The sequence below is a fragment of the Klebsiella sp. 1SOBk10mer genome (assembly GCF_046602535.1).
GTDB lineage: Bacteria > Pseudomonadota > Gammaproteobacteria > Enterobacterales > Enterobacteriaceae > Klebsiella > Klebsiella quasipneumoniae.
The window spans coordinates 17,232-26,319 of the sequence record NZ_JBKIUP010000021.1; the positions used below are offsets into that span (position 1 = coordinate 17,232).

Sequence of the window (9,088 nt, forward strand, 5' to 3'; positions counted from 1 at the left end):
TTTTCCTCCGATTAGGCTACGTAGCAGATAATTTCGCCACCAAGACCAGCCTGGCGCGCTGCACGATCAGTCATAACACCTTTAGAGGTAGAAACAACTGCGATACCCAGACCGGCCATAACTTTCGGCAGCTCATCTTTTTTCTTATAGATGCGCAGACCTGGGCGGCTGACACGCTGAATGCTTTCTACAACAGCTTTACCCTGGAAATACTTAAGAGTCAGTTCCAGTTCCGGCTTGGTGTCGCCTTCAACTTTAAAATCTTCGATAAAACCTTCTTCCTTCAGCACGTTGGCGATTGCCACTTTCAGCTTGGAGGAAGGCATGGTGACCGCAGCTTTGTTCGCGGCCTGACCGTTACGGATACGGGTCAGCATATCCGCGATCGGATCTTGCATGCTCATCTGTCTTTACTCCCGTGATTCAATTGGTGACAATTACCAGCTAGCCTTTTTCAGACCCGGGATTTCACCGCGCATAGCGGCTTCACGGACCTTAATACGGCTCAACCCGAACTTCCGCAGGAAACCATGCGGACGACCTGTTTGACGGCAGCGGTTACGCTGACGAGACGGGCTGGAATCACGCGGCAGAGTCTGCAGCTTGAGAACGGCATTCCAACGATCTTCGTCGGTTGCGTTCACATCAGAGATGATAGCTTTCAGTTCAGCGCGTTTAGCGAAGAATTTATCAGCTAAAGCCACGCGCTTTACTTCGCGTGCTTTCATTGATTGCTTAGCCATTAAGTAACCCTACCTTACTTGCGGAACGGGAAGTCAAAGGCAGCCAGCAGAGCACGGCCTTCTTCGTCAGATTTCGCAGTAGTGGTAATGGTAATATCCAAACCACGAACGCGGTCGACTTTATCGTAGTCGATTTCTGGGAAGATGATCTGCTCACGGACACCCATGCTGTAGTTGCCACGACCGTCGAAAGACTTAGCGGACAGGCCGCGGAAGTCACGAATACGCGGTACAGCAATAGTGATCAGGCGCTCAAAGAACTCCCACATGCGTTCGCCACGCAGAGTTACTTTACAGCCGATCGGATAGCCCTGACGGATTTTGAAGCCTGCAACTGATTTGCGTGCTTTGGTGATCAGCGGTTTTTGACCGGAGATTGCTGCCAGGTCAGCTGCTGCGTTATCCAGCAGTTTCTTGTCAGCGATCGCTTCACCAACACCCATGTTCAGGGTGATCTTCTCGACCCGAGGGACTTGCATGACAGAATTGTAGTTAAACTCAGTCATGAGTTTCTTAACTACTTCGTCTTTGTAGTAATCATGCAGTTTCGCCATCGTACTACTCCAAATTACTTGATAGTTTCGCTGTTAGACTTGAAGAAACGGACTTTTTTGCCGTCTTCGAATCTAAAGCCTACACGGTCAGCCTTGCCGGTTGCCGCATTGAAGATTGCAACGTTAGAAACCTGAATTGCAGCTTCTTTTTCAACGATGCCGCCTGGTTGGTTCAGAGCCGGAACCGGCTTCTGGTGTTTCTTAACCAGGTTGATACCTTCAACAATGACCTTGCCGGAAGACAGGACATTCTTAACTTTACCGCGCTTACCTTTATCTTTACCGGTTAACACGATAACTTCGTCATCACGACGGATTTTCGCTGCCATGATTCGCTCCTTAGAGTACTTCTGGTGCCAGAGAGATAATTTTCATGAACTTCTCGGTACGAAGTTCACGAGTTACCGGCCCAAAAATACGCGTACCGATAGGCTGCTCGCTGTTATTGTTCAGAATAACGCATGCATTACCATCGAAGCGAATGACAGAACCGTCCGGGCGACGAACACCCTTCTTGGTGCGCACCACTACCGCCTTCAGCACATCACCTTTTTTGACCTTACCACGCGGAATTGCTTCTTTGATGGTGATCTTGATGATGTCGCCTACGCCTGCGTAGCGACGGTGCGAGCCACCCAGAACCTTGATACACATTACGCGACGTGCACCGGAGTTGTCGGCGACGTTCAGCATAGTCTGTTCTTGGATCATTTTAGTGCTCCGCTAATGTCAACTACTACTGAGACCCGAAAATTAGGGTCGTTAAAAAGCCCCATATCGAGGGCGCGGCATTATAACACCACAAACCAGATATGGGTAGAAAAAATAAACGGCTCATCGCTGAGCCGTTTATCCGTATCGAGAATGCGTACTCTATTACAGAACCGCTTTCTCTACAACGCGAACCAGCGTCCAGGACTTAGTCTTGGACAGCGGACGGCATTCGCGGATTTCAACCTTGTCGCCGATACCGCATTCGTTGTTCTCGTCATGTACGTGCAGTTTGGTCGTACGTTTGATGAATTTGCCGTAAACCGGGTGTTTCACCATACGTTCGATAGCAACAACAATGGATTTCTCCATTTTGTCGCTAACTACGCGACCTTGCAGAGTACGGATTTTATCGGTCATTACGCACCCGCCTTCTGAGTCAGTAAAGTCTTAACGCGTGCAACATCACGACGCACTTGCTTCAGCAGATGAGTCTGTTGCAGCTGGCCACTTGCAGCCTGCATGCGCAGGTTGAACTGCTCACGCAGCAGGTTCAGCAGCTCAGCGTTCAGCTCTTCAACGCTTTTTTCACGCAGCTCTTTTGCTTTCATTACATCACCGTCTTAGTTACAAAGGTGGTTTTGATCGGCAGTTTCGCTGCTGCCAGGCCGAATGCTTCACGGGCCAGCTCTTCCGGTACACCGTCCATTTCATACAGGACTTTACCCGGCTGAATCAAGGCAACCCAGTACTCCACGTTACCTTTACCTTTACCCATACGAACTTCCAGCGGCTTCTCGGTGATCGGTTTGTCCGGGAATACACGGATCCAGATCTTACCTTGACGCTTAACTGCACGGGTCATAGCACGACGTGCTGCTTCGATCTGACGTGCAGTCAGACGACCACGGCCAACAGCTTTCAGACCGAAAGTTCCGAAGCTAACATCCGTACCCTGCGCCAGACCACGGTTGCGGCCTTTGTGCACTTTACGGAATTTTGTACGCTTTGGTTGTAACATCAGCGACGCTCCTTATTTACGGCCTTTACGCTGCTGCTTTTTAGGTTGAGCAGCCGGTTCCGGTTGTTCAACAGCAGCCATACCACCCAGGATCTCACCTTTGAAGATCCATACCTTAACGCCGATTACACCGTAAGTGGTGTGCGCTTCAGAGGTGTTGTAGTCGATGTCAGCACGCAGAGTGTGCAGCGGTACGCGACCTTCACGGTACCATTCGGTACGTGCGATTTCCGCGCCGCCCAGACGGCCGCTAACTTCAACTTTGATACCTTTAGCGCCCAGACGCATTGCGTTCTGTACAGCACGCTTCATCGCACGACGGAACATAACGCGACGTTCCAGCTGAGAAGTGATGCTGTCAGCAACCAGTTTTGCGTCCAGTTCAGGTTTACGAACTTCGGCGATATTGATCTGTGCAGGTACGCCAGCGATATCCGCTACGACCTTGCGCAGTTTTTCTACGTCTTCGCCTTTCTTACCGATAACGATACCCGGGCGAGCGGTGTGAATGGTCACACGGATGCTCTTAGCCGGACGCTCGATAACGATGCGAGATACAGACGCTTTAGCCAGTTCTTTAGTCAGGAACTGACGTACTTTAAAATCGCTGTCCAGGTTGTCAGCGAATTCTTTGGTGTTCGCGAACCAGGTAGAGTTCCATGGTTTGACAATACCCAGGCGAATACCATTAGGATGTACTTTCTGACCCATTGCTAGTCTCCAGAGTCTCAGCGATCGGACACAACCACAGTGATGTGGCTGGTGCGCTTCAGGATGCGATCTGCACGACCTTTAGCACGCGGCATAATGCGCTTCATGCTCGGGCCTTCGTCTACGAAAATTTTCGCAACTTTCAGATCATCAATGTCAGCGCCATCGTTGTGTTCAGCGTTAGCAATGGCAGATTCCAGTACCTTCTTGACCAGTACAGCAGCTTTTTTGTTGGTGTAGGTCAGAATATCCAGGGCCTGCGACACTTTCTTACCGCGAATCAGGTCAGCTACAAGGCGAACCTTCTGAGCAGAAGAACGAGCATGGCGATGTTGAGCTAAAGTTTCCATCTCTTCCTCCTACCTTATTTCTTCTTCGCTTTTTTATCAGCAGCGTGGCCGCGATAAGTACGAGTCGGTGCGAATTCACCCAGTTTGTGACCGACCATTTCGTCGGAAACAAATACTGGAACGTGCTGACGACCATTATGGACAGCGATGGTCAAACCGATCATGTTAGGAAAGATCGTTGAACGACGGGACCAAGTGCGCAGGGGCTTCTTGTCTCCGCTTTCCACCGCTTTCTCTACCTTCTTCAGCAAGTGCAGGTCAATAAAAGGACCTTTCTTGAGAGAACGTGGCATGGCTTATCCTCTAAAATTATTTGCTACGGCGACGTACGATGAATTTATCAGTACGCTTGTTGCTGCGGGTCTTCTTACCTTTGGTCTGCAGGCCCCACGGGGATACCGGGTGCTTACCAAAGTTACGACCTTCACCACCACCATGTGGGTGGTCTACTGGGTTCATCGCAGTACCGCGAACGGTAGGACGAACACCACGCCAGCGTGCAGCACCTGCTTTACCCAGAACGCGCAGCATATGCTCAGCATTGCCAACTTCGCCCAGAGTAGCGCGGCAGTCTGCTTCGACTTTACGCATTTCACCAGAACGCAGACGCAGGGTGACATAAGCACCGTCGCGAGCAACGATCTGAACGTAAGTACCAGCGGAACGAGCCAGCTGACCGCCTTTACCTGGTTTCATTTCTACGTTATGAACGGTAGAACCAACCGGGATATTGCGCATCGGCAGGGTGTTGCCTGCTTTGATTGCAGCATCAACGCCAGACTGAATCTGGTCGCCAGCTTTCAGGCCTTTCGGGGCCAGGATGTAACGGCGCTCGCCGTCTTTGTACAGAACCAGCGCGATGTTCGCGGAGCGGTTCGGATCGTACTCAAGACGTTCAACAACTGCCGGGATACCATCTTTGTTGCGTTTGAAGTCAACAATACGGTAAGCCTGCTTGTGGCCACCACCGATATGACGGGTGGTGATACGGCCATTGTTGTTACGACCACCGGATTTGCTGTTTTTTTCCAGCAACGGAGCAAAAGGTTTGCCCTTGTGCAGCTCTGGGTTAACCACTTTAACGACGTGGCGACGACCCGGAGATGTCGGTTTACATTTAACAACTGCCATTGTATTACTCCTCCGACTTACTCAGCGCCGCCAACGAAGTCCAGATTCTGGCCTTCTTTCAGGGTGACGTAAGCTTTTTTCCAGTCGCTACGACGACCGATACGCTGTCCGTGACGTTTAACTTTCCCTTTAACAACCAGGGTGTTAACGACTTCGACTTCGACTTCAAACAGTTTCTGCACAGCAGCTTTGATTTCTGCTTTGGTCGCGTCTTTAGCAACTTTGAGAACGATGGTGTTTGTTTTTTCCATCGCAGTAGACGCTTTTTCAGAAACGTGCGGTGCGCGCAGCACCTTCAGCAGACGTTCTTCACGAATCATGCCAGCATCTCCTCAACTTGCTTAACAGCATCAGCAGTCATTACGACTTTGTCGAAGGCGATCAGGCTAACCGGGTCGATACCGTTCGCATCACGTACGTCAACCTTGTGCAGGTTACGTGCGGCCAGGAACAGGTTCTCGTCCAGCTCACCGGTGATGATCAGCACATCTTCCAGAGCCATGTCTTTCAGTTTCTGTGCCAGCAGCTTAGTTTTCGGCGCTTCAACAGAGAACTTCTCGACAACGATCAGACGATCCTGACGTACCAGTTCGGACAGGATGCTTTTCAGCGCGCCGCGGTACATCTTCTTGTTAACTTTTTGACTGTGGTCCTGCGGACGAGCAGCAAAGGTCACGCCACCGGAACGCCAGATCGGGCTCTTGATAGAACCAGAACGCGCACGGCCGGTACCTTTCTGGCGCCACGGTTTTTTACCGGAGCCAGTGATTTCAGCACGAGTCTTCTGAGCACGAGTGCCCTGACGCGCACCAGCTGCATAAGCAACAACAACCTGGTGAACCAGCGCTTCGTTGAAATCACGACCGAAGGTAGTTTCGGAAACAGTCAGCGCGCTCTGCGCGTCTTTCAATACTAATTCCATTGCTATCTCCTCACGCCTTCACAGCTGGTTTAACGATCAGGTCGCTACCGGTCGCACCCGGGACAGCACCTTTAACCAGCAGCAGGTTGCGCTCAGCGTCAACACGTACTACGTCCAGGCTCTGAACGGTTACACGCTCATTACCCAGCTGACCTGCCATTTTCTTGCCTTTGAACACTTTGCCCGGAGTCTGGTTCTGACCGATAGAACCCGGAACGCGGTGAGACAAGGAGTTACCGTGAGTAGCGTCCTGGGTACGGAAGTTCCAGCGCTTAACGGTACCAGCAAAACCTTTACCTTTAGAGGTACCGGTTACGTCAACTTTTTTAACGTCAGCAAACAGTTCAACGCTAATGTTCTGACCTACGGTGAATTCTTCGCCGTCAGCCAGACGGAATTCCCACAGACCACGGCCAGCTTCAACGCCAGCTTTAGCGAAGTGACCCGCTTCCGGCTTGGTTACACGGTTAGCTTTTTTAGCACCGGTGGTAACCTGGATTGCGCGGTAGCCATCGTTAGCCAGGTCTTTAACCTGAGTAACACGGTTTGCTTCAACTTCGATTACGGTTACTGGGATAGAAACGCCATCTTCAGTGAAGATGCGGGTCATGCCCACTTTTTTACCGACTAAACCAATCATTGTTTCAACCTCTCAATCGCTCGATGACCTGATTAACCCAGGCTGATCTGCACGTCTACACCGGCAGCCAGATCCAGACGCATCAGAGCATCAACGGTTTTTTCAGTTGGCTCAACGATGTCAACCAGACGCTTGTGAGTGCGAATTTCGTACTGGTCACGCGCGTCTTTGTTGACGTGCGGGGAGATCAGAACGGTAAAGCGCTCTTTGCGGGTCGGCAGCGGGATCGGACCACGGACTTGCGCACCAGTGCGCTTAGCAGTCTCGACGATTTCCGCGGTTGATTGATCGATCAGACGATGATCAAACGCTTTCAGGCGGATACGGATTCTTTGGTTCTGCATGAGACCAGAGCTCCAATTATTTTATAGACGAAATGATTACTCCTCATACCCATTACGATTGATGGGAGAGTGTAACCGTTCTTACATAGCCCCCCGATTGGGGACATTGTTTGATAACCCAACTGCGATTACCAGGGTTCATATTGAACCGGCCGTCAACTTTGACAGGCCCGCGCATTATACGCAAATTCTGGCGCTACGCAAGTGCTGTTTAGAAAATCATCACCAGGATTTGCGCGCCTTCGCGCCAGCGAACTGTACGGACCGACAACGCGGCAAATTAACGCGGATGGCGCCATCCATTCCTGGAAAGTCCTTTTTGCACCAAACGGGGGTCAATAAGCATAGTGAGGCGATGTTCTTTGACGATTACGGGGTTAACCATGCTCGCCGCCCTCCCCTTCTTGCTGTGTTATAGCGGATTGACCTTAGCCTTATGCCACCAGGACCTGCGTCACGGCCTGCTGCCCGACCGTTACACCTGTCCCCTGCTGTGGAGCGGTTTACTTTTTTATCTTTGTCTGGCGCCGCACCAGCTTCATGATGCCGTCTGGGGGGCGATAGGCGGCTATCTGTGTTTGGCTGCGCTTTACTGGCTATATCGCGGGATCCGCGGCTATGAGGGGTTGGGGTATGGGGATATCAAATATCTCGCCGCCCTAGGCGCCTGGCATGGCTGGCAATTGTTGCCGCAGCTGCTACTGGTGGCATCGCTGCTCGCCGGCACGGTGTGGGCAGTATCAGGTTTGCACGCCAGGTACGGCGTGAGCAGTAAATGGAGGGGGAACAACCCGCTGCCGTTTGGGCCATTTCTGGCGGCCGCGGGTTTCTGGTGCGGGTGTCAGACGCTGGCTAGTCTGACACTTTGATCTGCGACTGCAGGTAATTTTGCAGGCCGATTTTGCCGATCAGATCGAGTTCGGTTTCCAGCCAGTCAATATGGCCTTCTTCATCCGCCAGGATCTCAATCATCATATCGCGGCTGACGTAGTCATGGACGCTGTCGGCGTAGGCGATCGCCTCGCGCAGATTTTGCGCCCCTTCCAGCTCCAGTCTTAAATCGGACTGCAGCATCTCTTCCACATCTTCACCGATGCCAAGTTTGCCGAGATCCTGCAGATTAGGGATACCTTCGAGAAAAAGAATACGCTCGATGTATTTATCGGCATGCTTCATTTCGTCGATGGATTCGTGGTACTCGATATCGTTGAGGCGCATCAGGCCCCAGTTTTTGAACATTCTCGCATGGAGAAAGTACTGATTAATTGCGACCAGCTCATTTCCCAATAATTTATTGAGATAACTTATGATTTTGACATCACCTTTCATTATATAGTCCCTCCGCTTCCACTCATTGAAGCGTAGTCCGGCCTATAGGGATGTCAAAAGAGAAGCGTGGACTTCAGGCGATTTCTTTGAATTCCGGCATGGTGGTTAATTCATCTTCCATAACTTCCCGCGCCGCGCGAACACACTTACCGCATTGATTTCCAACGGGAACAAACTTACGTAATTGCTGAAAAGATTGCGGTTGAAACTGGCGGACAACCTGGCGAATTTTTTTATCGCTGATGCCATTGCACAAACAAACGTACATATAAACTCCCGTTCAATTTATGCACAAATATTAAATGAGAATAGTTATGATTACAATAGACCATTTACTCATTATCCGCCGCAGCGCACGTTATGAATCGCCAGCATAACCGCCTTTTTCGCTGAACGACGGACAGCAAAAAGGGCGCCGAAGCGCCCTTTTTTATTCAAAGCTAACGAATTAGCCCAGAACTTTAGCTACAACGCCCGCGCCAACGGTACGGCCGCCTTCACGGATTGCGAAACGCAGACCGTCGTCCATCGCGATCGGGTGGATCAGGGTAACAACCATTTTGATGTTGTCGCCCGGCATTACCATCTCTACGCCTTCCGGCAGTTCGATGGTGCCAGTCACGTCAGTTGTA

At 51.1% G+C, this 9,088-nt stretch carries 19 protein-coding genes and 1 pseudogene; 1 reads left to right on the top strand and 19 read right to left on the bottom strand.

All coding sequences use genetic code 11. The features are described 5' to 3' along the window. Positions 1–11: 11 nt before the first annotated feature. The 16 genes from rpsH to rpsJ form a co-directional block, all read right to left on the bottom strand. Positions 12–404, bottom strand: coding sequence for a 30S ribosomal protein S8 (gene rpsH / locus ACLH1I_RS25255; RefSeq protein ID WP_002919665.1), 393 nt, complete (start codon positions 402–404; stop codon positions 12–14). Positions 405–437: 33 nt separating this feature from the next. Beyond that, positions 438–743 carry a 30S ribosomal protein S14 gene (gene rpsN / locus ACLH1I_RS25260; RefSeq protein ID WP_002919667.1) on the bottom strand — a complete coding sequence of 102 codons (306 nt, stop codon included), beginning with the start codon at positions 741–743 and terminating at the stop codon, positions 438–440. Positions 744–757: 14 nt separating this feature from the next. Continuing rightward, positions 758–1,297 carry a 50S ribosomal protein L5 gene (gene rplE / locus ACLH1I_RS25265; protein ID WP_001096200.1) on the bottom strand — a complete coding sequence of 180 codons (540 nt, stop codon included), beginning with the start codon at positions 1,295–1,297 and terminating at the stop codon, positions 758–760. A 14-nt stretch (positions 1,298–1,311) separates the two neighbouring features. Then, on the bottom strand, positions 1,312–1,626 hold the full coding sequence (gene rplX, locus ACLH1I_RS25270; RefSeq protein WP_000729185.1) for a 50S ribosomal protein L24: 315 nt from the start codon (positions 1,624–1,626) through the stop codon (positions 1,312–1,314). A gap of 10 nt (positions 1,627–1,636) precedes the next feature. Continuing rightward, positions 1,637–2,008 (bottom strand): 50S ribosomal protein L14, encoded by a 372-nt coding sequence (rplN, locus tag ACLH1I_RS25275; protein ID WP_002919748.1) that lies wholly within the window; start codon positions 2,006–2,008, stop codon positions 1,637–1,639. A gap of 165 nt (positions 2,009–2,173) precedes the next feature. Then, the gene (gene rpsQ / locus ACLH1I_RS25280; RefSeq protein WP_002919751.1) at positions 2,174–2,428 is read right to left on the bottom strand and encodes a 30S ribosomal protein S17; all 255 of its coding nucleotides are present in this window, start codon (positions 2,426–2,428) and stop codon (positions 2,174–2,176) included. Then, positions 2,428–2,619, bottom strand: coding sequence for a 50S ribosomal protein L29 (rpmC, locus tag ACLH1I_RS25285; protein WP_002919754.1), 192 nt, complete (start codon positions 2,617–2,619; stop codon positions 2,428–2,430). The genes rpsQ and rpmC overlap by 1 nt, the downstream gene beginning before the upstream one ends. Next, complete coding sequence (gene rplP / locus ACLH1I_RS25290) at positions 2,619–3,029, bottom strand: 50S ribosomal protein L16 (RefSeq protein WP_002919759.1); 411 nt, start codon at positions 3,027–3,029, stop codon at positions 2,619–2,621. The genes rpmC and rplP overlap by 1 nt, the downstream gene beginning before the upstream one ends. 12 nt (positions 3,030–3,041) lie before the next feature. Continuing rightward, entirely contained in the window at positions 3,042–3,740 is a 699-nt protein-coding gene (gene rpsC / locus ACLH1I_RS25295; RefSeq protein WP_002919766.1) for a 30S ribosomal protein S3, read from the bottom strand. A gap of 17 nt (positions 3,741–3,757) precedes the next feature. Further along, complete coding sequence (rplV, locus tag ACLH1I_RS25300) at positions 3,758–4,090, bottom strand: 50S ribosomal protein L22 (protein WP_002919773.1); 333 nt, start codon at positions 4,088–4,090, stop codon at positions 3,758–3,760. Positions 4,091–4,104: 14 nt separating this feature from the next. After that, positions 4,105–4,383, bottom strand: coding sequence for a 30S ribosomal protein S19 (gene rpsS / locus ACLH1I_RS25305; RefSeq protein ID WP_001138115.1), 279 nt, complete (start codon positions 4,381–4,383; stop codon positions 4,105–4,107). 16 nt (positions 4,384–4,399) lie between these two features. Then, positions 4,400–5,221, bottom strand: coding sequence for a 50S ribosomal protein L2 (gene rplB, locus ACLH1I_RS25310; protein ID WP_002919786.1), 822 nt, complete (start codon positions 5,219–5,221; stop codon positions 4,400–4,402). A 17-nt stretch (positions 5,222–5,238) separates the two neighbouring features. Then, entirely contained in the window at positions 5,239–5,541 is a 303-nt protein-coding gene (gene rplW / locus ACLH1I_RS25315) for a 50S ribosomal protein L23 (RefSeq protein WP_000617546.1), read from the bottom strand. Continuing rightward, positions 5,538–6,143, bottom strand: coding sequence for a 50S ribosomal protein L4 (gene rplD / locus ACLH1I_RS25320; protein WP_002919794.1), 606 nt, complete (start codon positions 6,141–6,143; stop codon positions 5,538–5,540). The genes rplW and rplD overlap by 4 nt, the downstream gene beginning before the upstream one ends. A gap of 10 nt (positions 6,144–6,153) precedes the next feature. Beyond that, the gene (gene rplC, locus ACLH1I_RS25325) at positions 6,154–6,783 is read right to left on the bottom strand and encodes a 50S ribosomal protein L3 (protein WP_002919796.1); all 630 of its coding nucleotides are present in this window, start codon (positions 6,781–6,783) and stop codon (positions 6,154–6,156) included. Positions 6,784–6,815: 32 nt separating this feature from the next. Then, positions 6,816–7,127 carry a 30S ribosomal protein S10 gene (gene rpsJ / locus ACLH1I_RS25330; protein WP_001181005.1) on the bottom strand — a complete coding sequence of 104 codons (312 nt, stop codon included), beginning with the start codon at positions 7,125–7,127 and terminating at the stop codon, positions 6,816–6,818. A gap of 383 nt (positions 7,128–7,510) precedes the next feature. Here rpsJ and ACLH1I_RS25335 point away from each other — a divergent pair, with 383 nt between their 5' ends. Beyond that, complete coding sequence (locus ACLH1I_RS25335; protein WP_151628441.1) at positions 7,511–7,996, top strand: prepilin peptidase; 486 nt, start codon at positions 7,511–7,513, stop codon at positions 7,994–7,996. On the opposite strand, the gene bfr is transcribed toward ACLH1I_RS25335, so the two are convergent. The 3 genes and pseudogenes from bfr to tuf all read right to left on the bottom strand — a co-directional run. After that, positions 7,980–8,456, bottom strand: coding sequence for a bacterioferritin (gene bfr / locus ACLH1I_RS25340; RefSeq protein WP_004206792.1), 477 nt, complete (start codon positions 8,454–8,456; stop codon positions 7,980–7,982). The genes ACLH1I_RS25335 and bfr overlap by 17 nt on opposite strands. 73 nt (positions 8,457–8,529) lie before the next feature. After that, complete coding sequence (bfd, locus tag ACLH1I_RS25345; protein ID WP_017900608.1) at positions 8,530–8,724, bottom strand: bacterioferritin-associated ferredoxin; 195 nt, start codon at positions 8,722–8,724, stop codon at positions 8,530–8,532. A gap of 180 nt (positions 8,725–8,904) precedes the next feature. Then, positions 8,905–9,088: pseudogene (gene tuf, locus ACLH1I_RS25350) on the bottom strand (elongation factor Tu); the annotation flags it as partial.